Source organism: Rhodococcus sp. JG-3, assembly GCF_000482405.1.
In the GTDB taxonomy this organism is placed as follows: domain Bacteria; phylum Actinomycetota; class Actinomycetes; order Mycobacteriales; family Mycobacteriaceae; genus Rhodococcoides; species Rhodococcoides fascians.
Genome location: NZ_KI519398.1, coordinates 3,258,942 through 3,281,473 on the forward strand (window position 1 = coordinate 3,258,942; position 22,532 = coordinate 3,281,473).

Consider the following 22,532-nt stretch of genomic DNA (forward strand, 5'->3'; position numbering starts at 1 on the left):
ATCTGCACCCGATCAGGGGACGAGAACGATCGAACCGGTCGTCTTACGTCCTTCCAGGTCCATATGTGCCTGCGCGACATCTTCGAGCGCGTAGCGAGCGCCGACCTCGACCGTCAGAGCGCCGCTCGACAACGCCTCGAACACATCGCCCGCACGCCATTCGAGCTCGGCCCGGTCCCGTATGTGATGCGCCAGCGTGGGTCTGGTCAGAAACACCGATCCGGCCCCGTTGAGCCGTTGTGGGTCGAACGGCGGTACCGGTCCGCTCGCAGCACCGAACAGGGCCAGCGTGCCTCTGATGCGCAGCGACGCCAGACTGGCCTCGAACGTGTCGGCTCCGACACCGTCGTAGACGGCATGGACGCCCTCGCCGCCGGTGAGCTCGCGAACCTGGGCCGCAATGTCGTCGTCGTACCGCAGTACGTGGGCGGCACCGGCCTGGGCCGACCGCTCTGCTTTGGCATCGGTGGACACCGTCGTGATGACCCGTACGCCCTTTCCGACCGCCATCTGGGTCAGCAGTAGTCCGACGCCTCCCGCGCCCGCGTGCACGAGGACCGTGTCGCCGCTGCGCGCCGGGTAGGTGGACTCGATCAGGTAGTGCGCAGTCATGCCCTGGAGCAGCGCCGACGCCGCCTGATCGGCCGGAACGCCGTCGGGAACGGATATGGCGGACGAGGCGTACACGACGACGAACTCGGCATAGCTACCCGGCGCGGCCGCCCAGGCGATGCGGTCCCCAGGAGCGAACGCGGTGACGTCAGGGCCGGCCTCGTGGACAACTCCGGAACCCTCGTCGCCGGGGATGTAGGGCAGGGACCGTGGATACAGGCCGCGGCGGAAGTAGGTGTCGATGTAGTTGATCCCGATGGCGTCGACGCGCACGAGAACCTGCCCCGGTCCGGGCTCGGGAATGGGCACGTCCACGACGACCATGACCTCGGGTCCGCCGGTGTTGTCTACTCGAATGGCACGCATATCCCTGTTCTACACGGGAGCGATGTGAGTTCGAGAGCGGACGCACGCTTCCACGACGGGTGCGACAAGTTACCGATCAGTAGCGATTCGGCGGGCCGATGCCGCCACGGTGGACGACCTCGGTATCGTGTCTGCATGGCTACCGAAATCGACAGTGCGGGCAACGAGAAGGACACGTCCAACGAGGTTCCGAAGGGAACTCTCGCGGCTGTGAAGGCTTTTCTCGCCGATCACGGCAACTCGGCAAGTGTGGTGATCCAACCCATCGGTCGGGCCGGAACCCGGCTCACGCTGGTCGGCGCAGACGGAGTGCTCGGAGACCAGGTGGTTCCGTCCACAGCGGTCGCACACGCGATAGTCGCCAGGTTCGACGAACTGACCGAGGCGGAGTGGGACCGCGAGCTGGTCAGTTCGGTCAATCCGGCACCGGGCCATTACGAGAAGATGGCCGGCTGGGTCGCTCGGCAGAAGAAGTTCCCCAAGGCCCGCAACCAGGCCATCGTCGGGTAGGACGAGAGTCGCAAAGTTTTTTCGACTCGACGGGAACCGTCTCGCGGTCCTATGCGTCGAAATCAGTGGAGGGGCAGTCGGCCATCTGAGGGGGAGGTCGGCTGCCCCTCCACTGCGATTCGAAACTGCTGTGCTCGGACACGCGCGTGTCGAGCCGGCTGAGGAGCCGACACCCGAAGACTGCCGGGCCTCAGGACGCTGCGGCGACCCTGTCCACGTCGGCTTCCCGATCGGCAACCGCAGGCCCGCGTGTTCTGCACGATGCCCACAGCGCAGCCGTGGCAGCCGTGCAGGCACCGGCACCGGCAACGTGGAACGCGACGAGTACTGCGGGAACGCCCGTGAAGTACTGCACCAGGCCGATCAGGGACTGGGCCAGCACGATCGCCACCAGAACGTGCAGCCGCTGCTTGACGGCAGTCGGCGCTCCGACCGCGTACAGAGCGAAACCGAGCCCGACGAGCAGCGCGAGATACCCGACCAGGAATTGCGAGTGGGCGTGCACCAGCGTGACGATCTCGATGCCCAGGCGCGGTACCGGCTCGTCGATGCTCTTGTCGCCGGCGTGCGGGCCGGCACCGGTCACCATCGTCCCGGCGATCAGTACGCCGGTCAGCGCGACGCCGGACAGGGCAGTGAGCCCGCGTAGCGCGGCGGGGACGGTGGGCAGCGACTTCGGCGCGGCGTCGGTTTCACCCACCTTGACGAACAGCAGGGTAGCCAGCCAGACCATTGCCATCGACACCACGAGGTGAATGGCCACTGTCCACCACAGCAGGCCGGTCAGCACGGTGACGCCACCGATGACGGCCTGCACGACGGTTCCCAGCGGCATGAACCACGCGAAGAGCAACACCTCGCGCCGCCGGGCCGCGCGAGTGACAGCGAGAACGACCGCCGCAGCGGCGATGACCACCACGAAGGTGAGCAGTCGATTGCCGAACTCGACTGCCTGATGCAGCACCGGAACCTCGGATACTCCGACCGGCGTGAAGCTTCCGGGGAAGCACTGTGGCCAGGTGGGGCACCCGAGCCCGGAGCCGGTCACTCGAACCACCGCACCGGTGACGGCTATGCCGCCCTGGGTGAGGATGGCGATGAACGCCAGCACCCGCTGTACCCGCAGCGAGGGCAGGGGCAGGTAGGCCACGAGGCGCAGGAACACGCCGTAGAGCTTCCGTAGGAGGTAGGGCACTCCACGATGGTAAACGCCGATCAACTACACAGCGTCGTTGGGTAGAGCGACCGGCGGAAAGCCTCGCTCAGGTGAATTTGAAGGTTCGGACCGCAAGAGTGCCGCAGACCGCAGCCCAGACGAGCAGCACGGCGATCCCGAAGAGGTCGAACGACGAGGCCACACCGCGGTTGAGCGCCTCGCCGAGTGCGCCGGACGGGACTATCCGTGCGACGTTCTGCAGGCCCTGCGGAATCTGGTCGTCGACGAACACCGCGCTGCCGATCCCGAGCATCACGAACCAGGCGACGTTGGCCAATGCCAACACGATCTCCGCCCGCAGGGTGCCGCCGAGTAGCAACCCCATCGAGGCGAACGTGACCGTCCCCAAAGCGATGACGACCGCTCCCAGCAGCAGACCTGCCGGACTCGGTCGCCAGCCGAGGGCGACGCCGATCGAGCCCAGCAGAACCGACTGCATGATCACCACGATCACGACGGCTACCGACTTGCCGCCGATGATTCCCCACCGTGGGAGCGGCGTGGCACCGAGTCTCTTGAGGGCGCCGTAGCGTCGATCGAACCCGACGGCGATCGCCTGTCCGGTGAATGCCGTCGACATGATGGCCACCATCATCACCGCCGGGACGACCCGCGCGACGCGGTCGTCGCCGAGCTCACCGAACGGCAGCAGAGTGAGTCCGATCAGCAGCGTGATCGGAATGAACATCGTCAACAGCAGCTGCTCACCGTTGCGCAGCAACAACTTCAGCTCGAGACGCGACTGCGCGAACAGCATCCGGGCGGCCGACGCCGGCTGTGGGCGCGGCGCGAACAGTCCTGTCTCGAAACGGTTGTCGGCGAGCCGGGCTTCTCTGCGCACCGTCACATCCTCAATTCTCTGCCGGTCAGTTCGAGGAAGACGTCCTCGAGCCGCCGCTGATCGACCTGCAACTCCGTCGCAAGCACGTTCTGTTGCGCGCACCAGGAGGTGACGACCACCAGGATCTGCGGTTCGATCACTCCGGTGACCACGTACGACCCCGGTGACGTCTCCGACGGTACGTAACCGGAGGGCAGGGCCGCGTCGAGCAGGGACAGATCGAGACCTGGGGGAGCGGAGAAGCGCAGCTGTCCCTCGGCTCCCTGCTTGGTGAGCTCGGACGGGGATCCGGAGGCGACGATGCGGCCGTTGTCGATGATCGTCAACCGATCCGCCAGCTGCTCGGCCTCGTCCATCAGATGTGTGGTCAGTAGAACGCCGACGCCGTCGCGTCGAAGTGCGTCGATCAATTCCCACACCAGCAGTCGGGCCTGGGCGTCGAGTCCGGCTGTCGGTTCGTCGAGAAACACCAACTCGGGGCGGCCGACGATGGCACAGGCCAACGCCAGTCGCTGCTGCTGGCCACCGGACAACCGCCGATAGGGTGTGCGGACCGCCGAGGTCAGGCCCAGACAGTCGAGCAGCCACGTCGTGTCGAGAGGGTCGGCCGAGTACGAGGCGACGAGCTCGAGCATTTCGCCCGCCTTGGACCCCGGGTAGGCACCGCCGCCCTGCAGCATGACGCCGATGCGGGGTCGGAGCTGGGCGGACTCGGCGATGGGGTCGAGGCCGAGGATTCTGACCGTGCCGCTGTCGGGTACGACGAAGCCTTCGCACATCTCGACGGTGGTGGTCTTTCCGGCACCGTTCGGGCCGAGCAGCGCGAGAACTTCACCCGCACCGATGCTCAGGCTCAGTCCGTCGACGGCGGTGGTGCCGTCGTAGGACTTGCGCACGTCGGTCAACTGCACGACAGGTTGCGCCGCATTCGAAGTCCCGGAGATCACGAGGACTCAGCGTATTCGTCGGTGTGCCGCTCGGGTGCCGGTGGTCCGCTGCGCGTGGGCCACGGCAGCCGGTTCCGTGTCAGCAGATACAACACGACGATGGTCAGGATGGTCATCACTGCGGCCTGCACGATCTGGAACGGCTGGTATTCGCTGCCGTTCGGCATGAGGATCACGCTGACCAAGGACGAGAAGGCAATGGCGGGACGCCGGAAGGACGGAGTGGTGGCCCATGCTGCCAGCGGGATCACCGCCCACAGCAGGTACCAGGGCTGGACTACCGGGAACAGCAGAACCACTGCTCCCAGCGCCACCCCCAGCGCTCCCACCGAGTGCAGTCGGCCCCTCAGGACAGCGACCAGCATGCGGATCACGATGACGCCGGCGACGACGGCTGCGATCGGCCGAGTGAGACTCAACACAGCGGTGGTGTGATCGCCGAGGCCGAGCAGCACGCCGACGAATCCGGTAGCCAGGCCGAGAATCGTGGGAATCGACATCCAGCTGCGCACCACCCCCGCGGTACCCAGAGTGTGGATCCAACCGAATCCGAGTCCGCTACCCAGGCTCACGGCGACTTGGACGGCAACGGCGATCGTGCCGAGCAGCAGCGCAGCGTAGACGACCGATCTCAGAGTGCCGCCCCACCGTCTCGACAGCGCCATGCCGACGAACCCCAGCGCTATCAGCGACGGGATCTTGATCGTCGACGAGAGTGCGATCACACCCGCTCCGCCGACGAGGAACGCGATATCGGTGCTGCGCAACGCACCCGGGCGCTCGATCGCACGCAGCGCCAGTTCGGTACCCGCGAGCATGAGCCCGATCATCAGGGCCTCGTTGTGAATTCCGGCGACCAGGTGGAACAGCAACAGCGGATTCGCTGCACCGAGCCACAGTGCCGTGACCGACGCGACCCCGCAGCGGCGTGCGAGACGCGGCAGCGCCCAAACGATCAGCGCGACTCCCGCCAAGGCGAGCAGTCGGTGCAGGAAGATGCCGGCGACGATGTTCTCGCCGGTCAAGTACGTGATCCCGCGCCCCATCCACAGGAACAGCGGACCGTAGGGTGCCGGAGTCTCTCGCCAGATGTTGGGCACCGTCCGGGTCAGGACGTTGTCGGCCCCCAGTGCATCCACGGGGCCGATCTCGTAGGGGTCGAGACCGCGGGCCGTGATCTCGCTCTGGGCCAGGTAGGAGTAGACGTCGCGCGAGAACATCGGCGGTGCGACGCTCAGCGGCAGGATCCACAGCAGCAGAGTTCGGTCCATCTGCGATCGGGACAGGCGGCGAGGAGTCGCGCCCGATCGCGTCCGCCCCAACGCGAACCTGCCGAGCAGTAGCCACGCGAGGACCACGACGACGGTTCCCGTCATGGTCACCGTCAGAGCCGACGTGGCCATGCGCGACGGCAGGCTCAGTAACCGGACGCCCGCGATCGGGTTCTGCAGTACCGGCTGCGCACCCGCGCCGAGCGCGCCGATCGCCATCAGCAGCGCGCCCGCGGCTCCGAAACGGCGAATGTTGCGTAGCTGAACGGTCTCGGCGGGATCGAGACCGGGTGCCTCCGGCTCGTCGCCGTGCAACGTGGCGACACCGGCACCCGGTGGGGTCGGTTCCAGGCCGAACACGCGCCGAGCAGGGGTGAGAATCATCCTGTGCAGCAGCGTGCCGCGCGTGGATTCGGGGTTCTCGGGATCGGGGGACGAGCTGGCACCGGTCGCGGAAGGCGAGTTCTCGGAACTCTGCTCACTCTCGGTCGATGGCACAGTGGGAGCGTAGCTGTGTGCCATGGCGCGATTCACGCGGTCCTCCGGACTCCGCGGCCTGCGTCGCCCGGCTCGGATTCACCTGAGGGATAGGGCACCCTTGCTGGACCAGGTGAAACAATTCCGTCACACTGGTGTTGTGAAAACAACCGAGAGCTCGCTCGTGCGTCCGGAAAGCGTCGATCCATCGACCGCCGGAGCAGGCGCGTCGTCGGTGCGACCGGCATCGGCCCCCGAGGGGCAGACGCGGGGCGCAGTGGTCACCCTACTGCTCGAAGAAGGCCCCATCACCGCGTCCGATATCGGCACTCGCCTGGGATTGAGCGCGGCCGGTGTCCGGCGCCACCTCGATGCGCTCATCGATGCAGGCGAGGCCAGGATCACCACCCCGGCGGGAGCACGTCAGCGTGGACGCGGGCGACCGGCCAAGCATTTTCAGCTCACGGCAGCCGGCCGCAATCGGCTGGGCCACACCTACGACGATCTGGCCGGAGCCGCCATGCGGCAGCTGCGCAAGATCGGTGGCAACGACGCCATCGAGACGTTCGCGCGGCAACGCGTCAACACCATCGTTGCCGACGTCGAACCCGCGACCGGTTCCGACGCACATGCCGTGGAAACGGCGGCGGGAAGAATTGCCGACGCGTTCAGTGCGGCGGGATTCTCGGCCACCACGCGGCAAGTCGGCAACGGAGTGCAGATCTGCCAACACCATTGCCCGGTGTCGCACGTCGCAGCAGAGTTTCCCGAACTGTGCGAGGCCGAACAAGCAGCGTTCGCCGAGATCCTCGGCACGCATGTGCAGCGTCTTGCCACCATTGCGAACGGCAACTGCGCTTGCACCACACACGTACCGCTCACCTCGACGCGATCGAGGAGCGGTCGATCCGATACCGACGTATCGACAGATAGTTCACACAAGATGACGTCCGACACGCAGCCCCGTGTCGGAGAACGCACACGCCTCCGGAAGGAGCCCGCATGACCGTCACACCAGACCAGGTGACACCCGCCGCGCCGCTGACTCAGGACGAGACCATCGCATCGCTCGGCACCTACGGATACGGCTGGGCCGATTCCGACGTGGCCGGCGCGAGCGCCAAGCGCGGCTTGTCCGAGGCTGTCGTCCGTGACATCTCGGCCAAGAAGAGCGAGCCCGAATGGATGCTCGAAGCCCGTCTGAAGGCTCTCAAGACCTTCGACCGCAAGCCCATGCCCAACTGGGGTTCCGACCTGGACGGCATCGACTTCGACAACATCAAGTACTTCGTGCGGTCCAGCGAGAAGCAGGCCGCTACGTGGGACGACCTGCCCGAGGACATCAAGAACACGTACGACAAGCTCGGCATCCCCGAGGCCGAGAAGCAGCGCCTCGTGTCCGGTGTTGCCGCTCAGTACGAGTCCGAGGTCGTCTACCACTCGATCCGTGAGGACCTCGAGGCACAGGGTGTGTTGTTCCTCGACACCGACACCGCACTCAAGGAGCAGCCGGAGCTGTTCCGCGAGTACTTCGGCACCGTCATCCCCGCGGGCGACAATAAATTCTCCGCCCTGAACACCGCAGTGTGGTCCGGTGGATCGTTCATCTACATCCCGCCGGGCGTGCACGTCGACATCCCGCTGCAGGCCTACTTCCGGATCAACACCGAGAACATGGGCCAGTTCGAGCGCACGCTGATCATCGTCGACGAGGGTGCCTACGTGCACTACGTCGAGGGATGCACCGCGCCGATCTACAAGTCCGATTCGCTGCACTCCGCCGTGGTCGAGATCATCGTCAAGAAGGGTGGTCGTTGCCGGTACACGACCATTCAGAACTGGTCGAACAACGTCTACAACCTGGTCACCAAGCGCGCCAAGGCAGAAGCAGGCGCAACGATGGAGTGGGTCGACGGCAACATCGGCTCCAAGGTCACCATGAAGTACCCGGCTGTGTGGATGACCGGCGAATACGCCAAGGGCGAGGTTCTCTCGGTCGCGTTCGCAGGGCCCGATCAGCACCAGGACACCGGTTCCAAGATGCTGCACCTGGCACCGCACACGTCGTCGAACATCGTCAGCAAGTCCGTCGCCCGTGGCGGTGGACGGACGTCCTACCGCGGTCTGATCCAGATCAACAAGGGCGCGCACGGCTCGCGTTCGACGGTCAAGTGCGACGCCCTGCTGGTCGACACGATCAGTCGGTCCGACACCTACCCGTACGTCGACATCCGTGAGGACGACGTGTCGATGGGTCACGAGGCCACTGTCTCGAAGGTCAGCGACGATCAGTTGTTCTACCTGATGAGCCGTGGCATGACCGAGGACGAAGCGATGGCCATGGTCGTCCGCGGATTCGTCGAGCCCATTGCTCGCGAACTGCCGATGGAGTACGCGCTCGAGCTCAACCGGCTCATCGAGTTGCAGATGGAAGGGTCGGTCGGATAAGTGAACAACCCCCTCACCGGAGTCATGGGTGCCGTGGCATCCGAGAACCCCGATTCCGCCAAGGAAGACAAGTCGAAGCTCGTCGCCAACAAGGGCGCTCAATTCACGTCGTACGACGTGAACGCGTTCGAGGTGCCGTCGGGCCGTGACGAACTGTGGCGCTTCACGCCGCTGCGTCGCCTTCGCGGCCTGCACGACGGTTCGGCAGTCGCCGACGGGACCGCTCAGGTCACCGTCGGGGCTGCGGACCAGGTGGTCGTGGAGACCGTGGGACGCGACGACGATCGACTCGGGAAGGCCGGCGTGCCTGCCGATCGGATTGCCGCACAGGCATATTCGGCCTTCACCGAGGCCACGATCGTCAGTGTTCCCAACGAGGTCGAGGTAGCGGAGCCGATCGAGATCACGATCGACGGACCGGGCGTCGACCACGTCGCCTACGGACACGTGCAGATTCGCCTCGGCACGTTTGCTCGCGCCACCGTGGTGATCGATCAGCGCGGCAGCGGCACGTACGCCGAGAACGTCGAGTTCGTGCTGGGTGACAGCTCGCAGTTGCACGTCGTGCTGATCCAGGACTGGCAGTCGGACGCGGTGCACGTGGCCGCCCACCACGCCCTGCTCGGACGTGACTCGGTGTTGCGCCACTACAACGTCAGCCTCGGCGGCGACTTGGTGCGCATCAGCCCGACCGTGCGCTACAGCGCGCCCGGCGGTGACGCGAACATGCTCGGTGTGTACTTCGCCGACGCCGGTCAGCACCTCGAGCAGCGACTGCTCGTCGACCATTCGGCTCCGCATTGCAAGTCGAACGTGATGTACAAGGGCGCGCTCCAGGGTGAAACCGGACCCGGCACCGTCGACGCACACACCGTATGGATCGGCGACGTTCTCATTCGCGCCGAGGCCGAGGGCACCGAGACGTACGAACTGAACCGAAATCTCGTGCTCACCGACGGCGCTCGCGCCGATTCGGTACCGAACCTGGAAATCGAAACCGGCGAGATCGTCGGAGCAGGGCACGCCAGTGCTACCGGCCGATTCGACGACGAGCAGCTGTTCTACCTGCGTGCTCGCGGCATCTCGGAGGAGGTGGCCCGTCGACTGGTGGTCCGCGGCTTCTTCCACGAAATCATCGACAAGATTCCGGTCCCCGCCGTACGCGAGCGTCTCGATGCTGCCATCGAGACCGAGCTCGCCGTCGTCGGCGCGTAGGCCCAACCGAACCTTTCTCGACTGCACAAAGGAACTTTGATGTCCACACTCGAAATCCGCGATCTGCACGTCAGCGTCGCCAACACCGACTCGTCCGCCGAGCCGATCGACATCCTCAAAGGTGTCGATCTGACCGTGAAGTCCGGCGAGACGCACGCGATCATGGGGCCCAACGGCTCCGGCAAGTCCACCTTGTCGTACGCCATTGCCGGCCACCCGAAGTACACCGTCACCTCCGGCACCATCACCCTCGACGGTGAAGACGTTCTCGAGATGAGCGTCGACGAGCGCGCCCGCGCAGGTCTGTTCCTGGCGATGCAGTACCCGGTGGAGGTGCCCGGAGTGTCGATGTCGAACTTCCTGCGCACCGCCGCCACCGCCGTGCGCGGCGAAGCCCCCAAGCTGCGGCACTGGGTCAAGGAAGCCAAGACCGCCATGAGCGAGCTCGAAATCGAGGCGAACTTCCTCGAGCGCAACGTCAACGAGGGTTTCTCCGGCGGCGAGAAGAAGCGTCACGAGATCCTGCAGCTGGGACTACTCAAGCCGAAGATCGCCATCCTCGACGAGACCGATTCCGGCCTCGACGTCGACGCTTTGCGCGTGGTGTCCGAGGGCGTGAACAAGTACAAGGAGCGTGAAGACGGGGGAGTGCTGCTGATCACGCACTACACCCGCATTCTTCGCTACATCAAGCCCGACTTCGTGCACGTCTTCGTCAACGGTGAGATCGTCAAGTCCGGCGGCGCCGAGCTGGCCGACGAGCTCGAGGCCAACGGCTACGCCGGCTACACGCAGGCCGCGACCACCGGAGCATGAGTATGGCTGCACCGGCAGCTGTGACGGTAGCGACATCGTTCGATGTCGCTACCGTTCGCCGCGATTTTCCTATCCTCTCGCGCACCGTCCGCGACGGAAAGCCGTTGGTGTATCTGGATTCCGGCGCAACCTCGCAGCGGCCGGTGCAGGTACTCGACGCCGAACGCGAGTTCCTCACCACCTGTAACGCGGCGGTGCACCGCGGGGCGCATCAGCTGGCCGAGGAAGCCACCGACGCGTACGAGGGAGCCAGGGCGGATATCGCCGCGTTCGTCGGTGCAGACGTCGACGAGATCGTCTTCACCAAGAACGCAACCGAGTCGCTCAACCTCGTGACGTACGTGTTGGCCGATCAGCGCTTCGATCGTCATCTCGGACCCGGTGACGAGATCGTCGTCACCGAACTCGAACACCACGCCAATCTCGTTCCGTGGCAAGAGCTTGCGGCCCGTACCGGCGCAACTCTGCGGTGGTACGGGGTGACCGACGACGGTCGGATCGACCTCGACTCGCTGGAATTGTCGTCCGCGGTGAAGGTCGTCGCGTTCACCCACCAGTCGAACGTGACCGGTGCCGTCGCTCCCGTCGAGGAGTTGGTGCGTCGCGCCCGAGCTGTCGGCGCGCTCGTCGTTCTCGACGCGTGCCAATCCGTGCCCCATATGAAGGTCGATTTCCACGACCTCGATGTCGACTACGCAGCGTTCTCCGGCCACAAGATGCTGGGACCCTCAGGTGTCGGAGTGTTGTACGGCAAGGCCGCGCTGCTCGATGCGATGCCGCCGTTCATCACCGGCGGATCGATGATCGAGACGGTCACGATGGAGAAGACGACGTTCGCGCCTCCGCCGCAACGCTTCGAGGCCGGTGTGCCCATGACGTCGCAGGTCATCGGGCTCGGTGCCGCCGTGCGGTACCTCGACAACATCGGTATCGACGCCGTGGCAGCTCACGAAAAGACCTTGGTCGCAGCGACTCTCGCCGAGTTCGCAAAGATCGACGGCGTTAGAGTCATCGGTCCGACGGAGAACGTCGATCGAGGTTCGGCAGTGTCGTTCGTCGTCGACGGTATCCACGCACACGACCTGGGGCAGATTCTCGACGACGAAGGCGTCGCCATTCGCGTCGGTCATCATTGCGCGTGGCCACTGCATCGGCGCTTCGGAGTGGCAGCGACCGCGCGGGCGTCTTTCGCGTTGTACAACACGGTCGAGGAAGTGCAGGTGCTCGCGAACGCGATTCGTCGCGCGCAATCGTTCTTCGGCACCGACCGCAATGGTGAGGAGGGACACGCCTGATGCGAATGGAACAGATGTACCAGGAAGTGATCCTCGATCACTACAAGCATCCGCACGGTCGTGGACTGCGCGAGCCGTTCGGTGCGGAGGTGCACCACGTCAATCCCACCTGCGGCGACGAGGTGACTCTGCGGGTTCACGTCGACAACGGCACCGTTGCGGACGTCTCGTACGACGGCCAGGGTTGCTCGATCAGCCAAGCCGCCACGTCGGTGCTGACCGATCAGGTGGTCGGCTTGTCAGTTCAGGACGCCCTGAAGACCGTGGATTCGTTCAGCGAGATGGTCGGCAGCAGAGGTACCGTCGAGGGAGACGAAGACGTCATCGGCGACGGCATTGCGTTCGCCGGTGTGGCCAAGTACCCGGCTCGCGTGAAATGCGCCTTGCTGGGTTGGATGGCTTTCAAGGATGCGGTTGTTCAAGTAGTGGACGCAGATACGACAGCTACGACGGGCGAGACCGCCCAGTCGGCACTTTCCGGAGGACAGCAATCATGACCGACGCAACAGAGACCACACCGGCTGTGACGACGACGCCGGTGGAACTCACCGCCGACGAGATCAAGGTGCTCGAGGACCTCGAAGAAGCGATGCGCGACGTCGTCGACCCCGAGCTGGGAATCAATGTCGTCGATCTCGGTTTGGTCTACGACATCAAGATCGACGCCGAGGACATCGTCACCGTCGACATGACACTGACATCGGCGGCCTGCCCGTTGACGGACGTCATCGAGGATCAGGCCCGTGGTGCGCTCGTGCGCAGTGGGCTCGCCGCCGACCTCAAGATCAACTGGGTCTGGATGCCGCCGTGGGGACCGGACAAGATCACCGACGACGGACGCGAGCAGCTTCGGGCCCTCGGCTTCACCGTCTGACGGTCCGGTCCGGCTGCCCCGTCACGCACCCTTCGCTTCGTCGGTCGACGGGGCAGCCTTCTTCGCTGCGGCCTTCTTGGCCGGAGCCTTCTTTGCCGGGGTCTTCCGCGCAGTGGTCTTCTTGGCAGCGGCCTTCTTGGCCGGTGTTTTCGACGACGAAGATTTCGAAGATGATGTTGTCGACGAATCGGACCCCGACTTAGCGTTCTTTCCCGCGGCCTCGACGCTGCGCTGGAGGGCGGCGACCAGATCCACGACCTCCGCGTCCTCGCCGTCGTCCTGTGACTCGGCCTCGGTGTGGATGACCTTCTCGCCACCGTTCGCCAGTGTCTCGTCGATCAGTTTGCGCAGTTCGATCTGGTAGTCGTCGGTGTACTCCGTCGGATCGAATTCCGAGGACATGCTCTCGACGAGCGACGTCGCCATCTTCACTTCTTGCGGGCGCGCCGACGGGGCGTCGTCGAGCGACGGGAATTCTGCGGCTCGTACCTCGTCCGGCCACAGCAGAGTCTGGATGACCAGCACGTTGTCACGGACCCTCAAGGCGGCCAGCCGCGTCTTCTGTCGCAGCGTGAAATGGACCAGCGCGGTGCGTTCGGTTTCTTCCAGCGTCTCTCGCAGCAGTACGTACGCCTTGGGCGACGACGAGTCGGGCTCCAGGAAGTAACTCTTGTCGTAGAGGATCGGATCGATCTGCTCGGTCGGAACGAATTCGAGAACGGGGATCTCGTGCTTCTCGGCAGCGGGGAGTTTGTCGAAGTCGTCGTCGGTGAGGATCACGCGCTCGCCGTCGGGCGAGTCGTACGCCTTGTCGATGTCGGCGAACTGGACCGATTTTCCGCATTCCTGGCAGATGCGGTCGTACTTGATTCGTCCGCCGTCCTTTGCGTGCACTTGATGAAACCGGATGTCGTGTTGCTCGGTGGCCGAGTAGACCTTCACCGGAACGTTGACGAGTCCGAAGGCGATCGAGCCTTTCCAAATGCTGCGCATGTGTTCATGATCGCCGACCGGGCGCCTGTGTGTCGACCGTTGCCGAGAAACTCAGCCGCGTCTCGGAGCGTGGACGACGGTGCGCGCGATGGCGAGCCTGGCCGAGACCGGAAGCGTAGGGAACATTCTCAGCATCGCGGTCATGGTCCCCATGGCGTCGTCGTGACCGGACAGGTAGGAGCGTTGCAGTTCGACCGGCAGCGAGAAGAAGCTGGCGAAGAACTGCGGAACCATCTCCGGCTCGAGGCTCAACGCAGTGCGCAGACCGAGATTGCGTAGCTTCTGCACCGTCCAGGTGTGGAGTGCACGTCGGCTCCCCGGCTTGCCGATGCGAAGTCCGTCGACCAGGTGATCGGCAGACGCCAACGACGCGGCGACGCTGTATCCCGTCGCCGGATGCATCAGATTCGACCGCGACCCGAACAGGACGGGCCCGCTTCGTGGGGTGTGCAGCCGCGAGCGCGGCGGAGGTTCGACCGAAAAGCGCACCCGCTCGACGTCCTCGGTCCCGGTCGGCACGAGATCGCGTCGGGCGAGACGATGATGCAGACGAGTCCGGAGTACATCGAGGTGGAGGGCGGGCCTGCCGACCAGGCACGTTTCTTCGAGCAGAACGCGGTGGTCGTCGAGTGCGACGGCATAGAGAAAACTCGGAACTTCACCGGGTCGTACGCCGTTGTCGGTACGCCAATCCATGAACCAGGCGTCGGAGCCTTCCAGAATGGGCTCGGCGCGTTCCCGCTCGACGACGATTCCGTATGCGGTCTGTTGCGCCAGATCACGCGAGTCGAGCGTTCCTCGCGCATCGACGACGTGGCGAGCCGTGACGACCGTCCCGTCGACGGTGGTGACGCGGGTGCCGGTGACGTCGACTGCGGTGCCCGCGCGCACTCGTACGAGGTCGAGGGACAGCGAGGCTTGCAGGGCACGCGTATCGAGCACGCAGTACGTCCGGTCGATGACGCGATGCCGATCGGTCCACACTGCGGGCCTGCGTGCAGTCGAGGCGATTGCAGACTCCGAGAGCCATGACGGCAATTCGTCCGCCCATGCCGAGTAGGTCGGCGTCCAGGTTCTGGACGGGTGCGGATCGAGTGCGAGAACGTCCATACCCGCGGCCGCGCAGCGGTGGGCGATCGCGCGACCCGCCGGTCCCAGCCCGACCACGGCGACGTCGGCCGACAGGTCGCTCACATTCCGCCGGTGGCGAGCAGGCCACCGTCGACGCGCACCGTCTCGCCGGTGATCCACGAGGACGCGTCCGAGACCAGGAACGCGACGAGCGATGCCACGTCCTCGGGGGTACCGAGTCGCTTCATCGGGTAGCCGGCCGCTGCTGCTTCTTCACCGCCGGAGAACAACGCCTCGGCGAACTTGGTCTTCACCACGCCCGGCGCCACCGCGTTGACGCGGATCTTCGGACCGAGCTGCCATGCCAGCTCCTCGGTGAGCCGAATCAACGCAGCTTTGGATGCGCCGTACGCGGCAATGACTCCGGTGGAGCGGATGCCTGCGACGCTGGCGATGTTGACGACCGCACCGCCGTGTTCTCCCATCCACGCATGGAATGCGTTCTGCACGAAACCGAGTGTGCCGACGACGTTGGTGTCGAAGATCTTGCTGACACCGACGAGGTCGGCATCCATCAGCGAGCCGTAGACGGGGTTGATACCGGTGTTGTTGACCAGGATGTCCAGCGAACCGAAGGTCTCGACGGTGCGGTCCACTGCGGTGCGCCGGTGTTCCGGGTCGCCCGCGTTACCGTCCAGCGCGAGTACGGAGTCGCCGAGTTCCGCCGCGACGGCCAGCAACGGTTCCCGCTTACGCGCAGTGATGGCCACGTTGGCACCGCGCGCGAGCAGTTCTGCGGCGATCGCGCGGCCGATGCCTCGACTACCCCCGGTGACCAGTGCGGTCCGTCCGGTGAGGTCGAGGGGCAGGGCTGGGCGGGCAGTGGCCGTTTCGGTGACGTCGGTCATCGCTCAGACGTTACCGGGGTCACCTGCGTTCCTGGGTGGAGGCACGTGAATGCTGAGCTAAAATGGGGGTTTGCTGTGCCGACCTACGGCGCTTTCATTGCTCGCTCGTCGGTCGACGAGCACTCATCTTGTTCGGCAATCGCTAGGAGCTCACGCGTGATCACCGCCACCGACCTCGAAGTTCGTGCCGGTGTGCGGACCCTTCTGTCCACCGAGGGGCCCGCGCTCCGCGTGCAGGCAGGTGACCGCATCGGGCTGGTCGGCCGCAACGGTGCCGGAAAAACCACCACGCTGCGCATCCTGGCGGGCGAGGGCGAACCGTATGCCGGCGAGGTCGTACGCACCGGAGATCTCGGCTACCTCCCGCAGGATCCCAAAGAGGGCGACCTGGACGTGCTGGCCAAGGACCGGGTGCTGTCGGCCCGCGGGCTGGACACCCTCCTGCACAGTATGGAGAAGCAGCAGGCTCTGATGGCCGAGGTTGCCGACGAGACATTGCTCGACAAAGCCGTCCGTAAGTACGGCGAGCTGGAAGAGCGGTTCGCGTCCCTCGGCGGCTACGAAGCCGAAAGCGAAGCGGCTCGCATCTGCAACAGCCTCGGCTTGGCCGATCGCATCCTCGGTCAACCGCTGCGGACCCTGTCCGGTGGTCAACGTCGACGCGTCGAACTCGCTCGCATTCTGTTCGCCGCATCCGACGGCAGTGGCGGACGCTCGAACACCACATTGCTGCTCGACGAGCCCACCAACCACCTCGACGCCGATTCCATCACCTGGTTGCGCAGTTTCCTGCAGAACCACGAGGGCGGACTCATCGTGATCAGTCACGATGTCGAACTGCTCGGTGATGTCGTGAACAGGGTGTGGTTCCTCGATGCCGTGCGCGGTGAGGCCGACATCTACAACATGAACTGGAAGAAGTACCTCGACGCACGCGCCACGGACGAGCAACGGCGCCGTCGCGAACGCGCGAACGCGGAGAAGAAGGCGGGTGCGCTGCGCGTCCAGGCCGCCAAGATGGGTGCCAAGGCAACCAAAGCCGTTGCGGCACAGAATATGGCGAAGCGAGCAGACAAGTTGATGGCCAACCTCGATGCGGAGCGCGTATCCGACAAGGTTGCGCACATTCGCTTTCCTGAGCCTGCCCCCTGCGGCAAGACACCGTTGATGGCCAAGAACCTGACCAAGATGTACGGGTCGCTGGAGATCTTTGCCGGCGTAGATCTGGCGATCGACCGGGGGAGCCGCGTGGTGGTGCTCGGGCTCAACGGTGCCGGTAAGACGACACTGCTGCGCATTCTGGCCGGAACCGAGAAGGCAGACACCGGAGAGATCGAACCCGGCCACGGCATGCGCGTAGGTTACTTCGCCCAGGAGCACGACACCCTCGACGACATGGCGTCGGTGTGGGAGAACATCCGGCATGCGGCACCCGACACCGGCGAGCAGGAGCTCAGATCGCTACTCGGTGCCTTCATGTTCACCGGACCACAGCTCGAACAGCCCGCAGGAACGCTGTCCGGCGGTGAGAAGACGCGTCTGGCGCTGGCCGGACTGGTGTCTTCGGCTGCGAACGTTCTGCTGCTCGACGAACCGACCAACAACCTCGATCCGATCTCACGCGAGCAGGTTCTCGACGCACTGCGCAGTTACAAGGGTGCTGTCGTTCTGGTGACTCACGATCCGGGTGCCGCCGAGGCGCTCTCACCAGAACGTGTCATCCTCCTTCCCGACGGCACCGAGGACCACTGGTCGCAGGACTACCTGGAACTGATTCAGCTGGCCTGACCCGGGTCGCGCCTGCGTACCGATTCTTCCACCAGATCCAGAATGGCCGACAGGTTCGACCCGCCGTTGCCCGACGCGATTCTGGCGACCAGACCGTCGAGAACGAGGTCCAGATAGTCGGCCAGAACATCGTTCGGCACGTCGTCCCGCAGTTTTCCTGCCGTTTTCTGGCGTTCGAGTCGGCCGAGTGTCGCGTCGGTCAGCTCGGCCGACCGCTCGGCCCAGCTGGTTCGGAAGTCGGCGTCGGTTCGTAGTCGTCGGGTGATCTCGAGCCGCGTTCCGAGCCACTCGAACTGCTCCGGCTGAGCCAGCATGTCTCGCATCACCTGAACCAGACCCTGCGTCGCAGCGACTTCTGCCATGCGCCGGGCGTCCTCCTGCGCCAATGCGAGGAAGAGACCGTCCTTGTCCTTGAAGTGGTGAAAGATGGCTCCGCGGGAGAGGCCCGTCGCCTCCTCGAGGCGTCGCACGGTCGCGCCCTCGTAGCCGAACTCTCCGAAGCATTTACGCGCGCCGTCGAGAATTTCGCTGCGGCGGGCCGCCAGGTGGTCTTCACTGACCTTGGGCACGTGTGAAACTCCTACTTTCCGATGAAGGGGCCCGTACCGATACGGCGATGGGCCCGAAACACGTATCGAGTTCCGGGCCCATCGCTGTGCGTGGCGTTTGTCTACAGTGCCGTGTGACTAGCCTCTGATCATGTTGCGCAGGACGTACTGCAGGATTCCGCCGTTGCGGTAGTAGTCCGCTTCACCGGGGGTATCGATACGGACCACGGCGTCGAACTCGACCTTGGTTCCGTCTTCCTTGGTCGCGGTCACCGCCATCGTCTTCGGGGTGGTGCCCTCGTTCAGCTTCTCGACGCCGATGATGTCGAACGTCTCGGTGCCGTCGAGCTTGAGCGACGCGGCGCTCTCGCCTGCCGGGAACTGCAGCGGAACGACGCCCATGCCGATGAGGTTGGAGCGGTGGATGCGCTCGAACGACTCGGTGATGACCGCCTTGACGCCCAGGAGCGAGGTGCCCTTGGCCGCCCAGTCACGGGAGCTTCCGGAGCCGTACTCCTTGCCGCCCAGCACGACCAGCGGGATGCCGGCCTTCTGGTAGTTCTGCGACGCATCGTAGATGAACGACTGCGGGCCACCGTCCTGGGTGAAGTCGCGGGTGTAGCCACCCGAGACGTCGTCGAGCAGCTGGTTCTTCAGACGGATGTTCGCGAACGTTCCGCGAATCATGACCTCGTGGTTGCCACGACGCGATCCGAGCGAGTTGTAATCCTTGCGCTCCACGCCGTGCGAATCGAGGTACTGAGCGGCAGGCGTACCGGCCTTGATGGGTCCTGCCGGGCTGATGTGGTCGGTGGTGACCGAATCGCCGAGCAGGGCCAGCACGCGGGCACCCTTGATGTCCTCGACCGGAGCCGGGTCCATCGTCATGCCGTCGAAGTACGGAGGCTTCCGCACGTACGTCGAGTTGGGATCCCACTCGAACGTGTCGCCCTCGGGGGTCGACAGGTTCTGCCAGCGGCTGTCGCCGGCGAAGATCGTCTCGTAGGACTTGCTGAACATGTCCCGGCTGATCGAGGACTTGATCGTGTCCTCGATCTCCTGCGACGACGGCCAGATGTCCTTGAGGTACACCGGGTTGCCCTCGTGGTCGTTACCGAGCGCGTCGGTCTCGAAGTCGAAGTCCATCGTGCCCGCAAGGCCGTAAGCGATGACCAGCGGCGGAGACGCCAGGTAGTTCATCTTGACGTCGGGGGAGATGCGACCCTCGAAGTTGCGGTTGCCCGACAGCACGGCAGTCACCGAAAGATCGTTGTCGTTGATCGCCTTCGAGATCGGCTCGAGCAACGGGCCCGTGTTACCGATGCACGTGGTGCAGCCGTAGCCGCCCAGGAAGTAGCCGAGCTTCTCGAGGTACGGCCACAGGCCGGCCTTCTCGTAGTAGTCGGTCACGACCTGCGAACCGGGTGCCATGTTGGTCTTGACCCACGGCTTGGTGGACAGGCCCTTTTCGACGGCGTTGCGAGCGAGCAGTGCTGCGCCCAGCATGACCGACGGGTTGGAGGTGTTGGTGCAGGAGGTGATACCTGCCACCACGACGGCGCCATGGTCGAGAACGAATTCGCCTGCTTCGTCGGTGATGACACGAACCGGCTTGCTCGGGCGACCTTCGGAGCCGTATGCGGCGGACCGCACGTCGACTGCATCGTCTTCTGCGAAGCTCAGCGACGCGGGATCGCTGGCCGGGAACGACTCGTTGAGGGCCTCGTCCAGCTTGCTGTCACCCTCGTGCGCCGGGTGGTTCTCCTCCACGTAGTTGTGGATGTCCTTGCGGAACGCAACCTTGGACTCCGACAACAGGATTCGGTCCTGCGGGCGCTTCGGGCCTGCGATGGACGGGACGACCGTGTTGAGGTCGAGCTCGATGTACTCGGAGTACACGGCTTCGTTCTTCGGGTCGTGCCACATGCCCTGTTCCTTGGCGTACGCCTCGACGAGAGCGAGCTGCTCGTCGCTGCGGCCGGTGAGGCGCAGGTAGTTGATCGTCTCTTCGTCGATCGGGAAAATGGCTGCGGTGGAGCCGAATTCGGGGCTCATGTTGCCGAGGGTGGCGCGGTTGGCGAGGGGAACCTCGGCCACACCTTCGCCGTAGAACTCGACGAACTTTCCGACGACGCCGTGCTTGCGCAGCATCTCGGTGGCGGTCAGAACGACGTCGGTGGCCGTGACGCCCGGCTGAATCTCGCCCGAGAGCTTGAAGCCGACGACACGCGGGATCAGCATCGACACGGGCTGGCCGAGCATGGCAGCTTCGGCTTCGATTCCGCCGACGCCCCAGCCGAGCACGCCGAGGCCGTTGACCATCGTCGTGTGCGAGTCGGTTCCGACGCAGGTGTCGGGGTACGCCTGACCCTTGCGGGTCATGACGGTCGGTGCGAGGTACTCGATGTTGACCTGGTGCACGATGCCCATGCCGGGCGGGACGACCTTGAAGTCGTCGAAGGCACCCTGGCCCCAACGCAGGAACTGGTAACGCTCGCCGTTGCGCTCGTACTCGAGGTCGACGTTGCGCTCGAGTGCATCGGCGCGGCCGAACACGTCGAGGATGACCGAGTGGTCGATGACCATGTCGGCGGGGGAGAGGGGGTTGACCTTGTTGGGGTCGCCGCCGAGGGTGGTCACGGCCTCACGCATGGTGGCGAGGTCCACGACACACGGAACGCCGGTGAAGTCCTGCATGATGACTCGCGCAGGGGTGAACTGGATTTCGATACTCGGGTCGGCCGAGGGATCCCACGACGCGATCGAGCGAATATGGTCGGCGGTGATGTTGGCACCGTCCTCGGTGCGAAGGAGGTTCTCCGCGAGGACCTTCAGTGCATAGGGCAGTTTCTCGGCACCGGGCAAGGCCGACAGCCGAAAGATCTCGTACGAGTTCTCTCCGACTTCGAGGGTGCCCTTTGCACCGAATGAATTGTTACTTGCGGTCACTTCAGCTCCACTCGTCTATGAGGCACACCGCCGACGGGGCTGTGTCGACGGTTGAAGCGAGGCGCTGACCGTGTGTCTCGGCATGGCATCCGGCGTGCGGATTGCTTGCGGACCCTCGGGCAGTGTCTCGATGGAAGTCTAACAGTACGCTTGTCCTGTGAAAACGTGCGGGTCCGATTCGCGGTGGACACCGAGAGAACGACCCACGTCACAATCCTCACGTAGTGCTTCGTGCGACGCAATGAAGGGCGGCCTCAGTTGCCGCGTCGGCCATACCTGCCTCCCGAGAATCGACGGCACCGTGACGTAGGGTTCCACGCGACTGGTTCCTACCGACTGGACGAGAGATGACTGAGCCGATCCACGCTGTTTCCCCACTTGCCACCGATATCCCGGCAGGTCTGGACGTCGACAGCATCGTCGCCACGGTCCGCGAGTCAGGAGTCAGTGCTCCTGCGGCAGAGCAGGACGGACTGACTGCCGCCGTGAACCGAGCCGAGGACCACGGAATCGATCTGAGCATCGTGATCGTCCCCGACGAACCGCGCCACGATTCGCAGCTACGCGACCTCGCCACTGCAGTCGGTGCCCGCGAGGGCGGAACGGTGTTGGTGCTGAGCCCGGGGCAGGTCGGAACGTTCAGCGACTCGATCAGCCGAGTGACACTCGAAGCCGGGCAGGATCGCACGTACACCGGAAATCACGTCGTCGCCGCCGACAACTTCGTCGACACCCTCGTCGAGGACCAGACTCCGTGGGGCTTGCTGACGGGTGGGTTGGTGGTGATCGTCGCCGCGGTGGCCGCGTTGACAGCCGCTGTGAAGGTCCGGCGATACCGCGCGCGGTCGGCCACTGCCGACCCGCACGAAGCGCAGCCCGTCGAGCGCTGACTTAGCGCGCACATTCGTCATTCGACCGACCGACACCGACGCGCGATTACGCCACCGGACGTCGGTCCGGAAAAAGTCCGAAAAATTGTTTCGGGCAAACACCGAGTTCACGGCATTGTGCCTGGTGGAATTACAAATGTGTCATTTGTGACTGGAGTTTCTTTAGTGTGCGAAGTGTCGTACGGTGCCATTGGCACTGCTGGGGAAGGAGTGTCGCAGAAGGCAGGTGTCATCCGTGGGGAACTCGGGAGGCCACTGCTTCGGGTGTGACTGACGTGGTTCGCACCTGTCGTGTCGCTGCGCGCTACTTTCCCGCCCGGCGAACATGTTCACCGTCACCTGCGATCGGGGTGGGAACGGGGAACGCCTCGACGGCACGACGGTCCTGTCGGGACCCGAGTGAATGCCGGACCCGAGGGAGACATTTGTGAGCCGACGTCCAGTTCGCGGCACGCGCCGCAGAGCGCTCGTCCGTACCCGATTCGTACTGGCTGGTG

20 protein-coding genes are annotated in these 22,532 nt (G+C 64.8%); 10 read left to right on the forward strand and 10 right to left on the reverse strand.

The window, feature by feature from the left end; genetic code table 11:
* Window positions 1-12 precede the first annotated feature (12 nt).
* Window positions 13-978, reverse strand: a complete 966-nt coding sequence (locus K414_RS0116885) for a quinone oxidoreductase (protein WP_027497016.1) — start codon at window positions 976-978, stop codon at window positions 13-15.
* A gap of 135 nt (window positions 979-1,113) precedes the next feature.
* Between K414_RS0116885 and K414_RS0116890 the strand changes: the two genes are divergently transcribed.
* Complete coding sequence (locus K414_RS0116890; protein ID WP_027497017.1) at window positions 1,114-1,488, forward strand: hypothetical protein; 375 nt, start codon at window positions 1,114-1,116, stop codon at window positions 1,486-1,488.
* 190 nt (window positions 1,489-1,678) lie between these two features.
* On the opposite strand, the gene K414_RS27225 is transcribed toward K414_RS0116890, so the two are convergent.
* The 4 genes from K414_RS27225 to mptB form a co-directional block, all read right to left on the reverse strand.
* Complete coding sequence (locus K414_RS27225; protein ID WP_094622132.1) at window positions 1,679-2,683, reverse strand: heme A synthase; 1,005 nt, start codon at window positions 2,681-2,683, stop codon at window positions 1,679-1,681.
* Between the two features lie 67 nt (window positions 2,684-2,750).
* Window positions 2,751-3,551 carry an ABC transporter permease gene (locus K414_RS0116900; RefSeq protein ID WP_027497018.1) on the reverse strand — a complete coding sequence of 267 codons (801 nt, stop codon included), beginning with the start codon at window positions 3,549-3,551 and terminating at the stop codon, window positions 2,751-2,753.
* On the reverse strand, window positions 3,548-4,492 hold the full coding sequence (locus tag K414_RS0116905) for an ABC transporter ATP-binding protein (RefSeq protein WP_032372458.1): 945 nt from the start codon (window positions 4,490-4,492) through the stop codon (window positions 3,548-3,550). The genes K414_RS0116900 and K414_RS0116905 overlap by 4 nt, the downstream gene beginning before the upstream one ends.
* A complete protein-coding gene (gene mptB, locus K414_RS27230) occupies window positions 4,489-6,147 on the reverse strand; it encodes a polyprenol phosphomannose-dependent alpha 1,6 mannosyltransferase MptB (RefSeq protein ID WP_205912936.1) in 1,659 nt (552 codons plus the stop codon). Before mptB ends, K414_RS0116905 begins: the two co-directional genes overlap by 4 nt.
* A 217-nt stretch (window positions 6,148-6,364) precedes the next feature.
* On the opposite strand from mptB, the gene K414_RS0116915 reads away from it, so the two are divergent.
* Genes K414_RS0116915 through K414_RS0116945 form a run of 7 tightly spaced genes read left to right on the forward strand, consistent with a single transcriptional unit; the run spans window position 6,365 to window position 12,888 of the window.
* On the forward strand, window positions 6,365-7,246 hold the full coding sequence (locus tag K414_RS0116915) for a metalloregulator ArsR/SmtB family transcription factor (protein ID WP_027497020.1): 882 nt from the start codon (window positions 6,365-6,367) through the stop codon (window positions 7,244-7,246).
* The gene (gene sufB / locus K414_RS0116920; RefSeq protein WP_027497021.1) at window positions 7,243-8,688 is read left to right on the forward strand and encodes a Fe-S cluster assembly protein SufB; all 1,446 of its coding nucleotides are present in this window, start codon (window positions 7,243-7,245) and stop codon (window positions 8,686-8,688) included. The genes K414_RS0116915 and sufB overlap by 4 nt, the downstream gene beginning before the upstream one ends.
* A 24-nt stretch (window positions 8,689-8,712) precedes the next feature.
* Window positions 8,713-9,903, forward strand: a complete 1,191-nt coding sequence (sufD, locus tag K414_RS0116925; RefSeq protein WP_094694594.1) for a Fe-S cluster assembly protein SufD — start codon at window positions 8,713-8,715, stop codon at window positions 9,901-9,903.
* A gap of 39 nt (window positions 9,904-9,942) precedes the next feature.
* Window positions 9,943-10,719: a Fe-S cluster assembly ATPase SufC gene (gene sufC, locus K414_RS0116930; RefSeq protein ID WP_027497023.1), complete on the forward strand. Its 777-nt coding sequence runs from the start codon at window positions 9,943-9,945 to the stop codon at window positions 10,717-10,719.
* A 2-nt stretch (window positions 10,720-10,721) separates the two neighbouring features.
* A complete protein-coding gene (locus tag K414_RS0116935) occupies window positions 10,722-12,014 on the forward strand; it encodes a cysteine desulfurase (RefSeq protein WP_032388406.1) in 1,293 nt (430 codons plus the stop codon).
* Entirely contained in the window at window positions 12,014-12,511 is a 498-nt protein-coding gene (gene sufU / locus K414_RS0116940) for a Fe-S cluster assembly sulfur transfer protein SufU (protein ID WP_027497025.1), read from the forward strand. The genes K414_RS0116935 and sufU overlap by 1 nt, the downstream gene beginning before the upstream one ends.
* Window positions 12,508-12,888 (forward strand): metal-sulfur cluster assembly factor, encoded by a 381-nt coding sequence (locus K414_RS0116945; RefSeq protein ID WP_027497026.1) that lies wholly within the window; start codon window positions 12,508-12,510, stop codon window positions 12,886-12,888. Before sufU ends, K414_RS0116945 begins: the two co-directional genes overlap by 4 nt.
* 21 nt (window positions 12,889-12,909) lie before the next feature.
* On the opposite strand, the gene K414_RS0116950 is transcribed toward K414_RS0116945, so the two are convergent.
* The 3 genes from K414_RS0116950 to K414_RS0116960 are packed head-to-tail and all read right to left on the reverse strand — an operon-like array spanning window position 12,910 to window position 15,860.
* Window positions 12,910-13,881 (reverse strand): Ku protein, encoded by a 972-nt coding sequence (locus K414_RS0116950; RefSeq protein WP_027497027.1) that lies wholly within the window; start codon window positions 13,879-13,881, stop codon window positions 12,910-12,912.
* Window positions 13,882-13,932: 51 nt separating this feature from the next.
* Window positions 13,933-15,075, reverse strand: coding sequence for a lycopene cyclase family protein (locus K414_RS0116955; RefSeq protein ID WP_027497028.1), 1,143 nt, complete (start codon window positions 15,073-15,075; stop codon window positions 13,933-13,935).
* Complete coding sequence (locus tag K414_RS0116960; RefSeq protein ID WP_051365146.1) at window positions 15,072-15,860, reverse strand: SDR family oxidoreductase; 789 nt, start codon at window positions 15,858-15,860, stop codon at window positions 15,072-15,074. Before K414_RS0116960 ends, K414_RS0116955 begins: the two co-directional genes overlap by 4 nt.
* Window positions 15,861-16,016: 156 nt before the next feature.
* Between K414_RS0116960 and K414_RS0116965 the strand changes: the two genes are divergently transcribed.
* On the forward strand, window positions 16,017-17,648 hold the full coding sequence (locus tag K414_RS0116965; RefSeq protein ID WP_027497030.1) for an ABC-F family ATP-binding cassette domain-containing protein: 1,632 nt from the start codon (window positions 16,017-16,019) through the stop codon (window positions 17,646-17,648).
* Here K414_RS0116965 and K414_RS0116970 read toward each other — a convergent pair.
* Together K414_RS0116970 and K414_RS0116975 are read right to left on the reverse strand one after the other, a co-directional pair.
* A complete protein-coding gene (locus K414_RS0116970; protein WP_027497031.1) occupies window positions 17,636-18,217 on the reverse strand; it encodes a TetR/AcrR family transcriptional regulator in 582 nt (193 codons plus the stop codon). The genes K414_RS0116965 and K414_RS0116970 overlap by 13 nt on opposite strands.
* A 117-nt stretch (window positions 18,218-18,334) precedes the next feature.
* Window positions 18,335-21,145, reverse strand: a complete 2,811-nt coding sequence (locus K414_RS0116975) for an aconitate hydratase (RefSeq protein ID WP_027497032.1) — start codon at window positions 21,143-21,145, stop codon at window positions 18,335-18,337.
* A gap of 347 nt (window positions 21,146-21,492) precedes the next feature.
* Between K414_RS0116975 and K414_RS27235 the strand changes: the two genes are divergently transcribed.
* A complete protein-coding gene (locus tag K414_RS27235; protein WP_032372454.1) occupies window positions 21,493-22,035 on the forward strand; it encodes a DUF6676 family protein in 543 nt (180 codons plus the stop codon).
* Window positions 22,036-22,532: the final 497 nt, after the last annotated feature.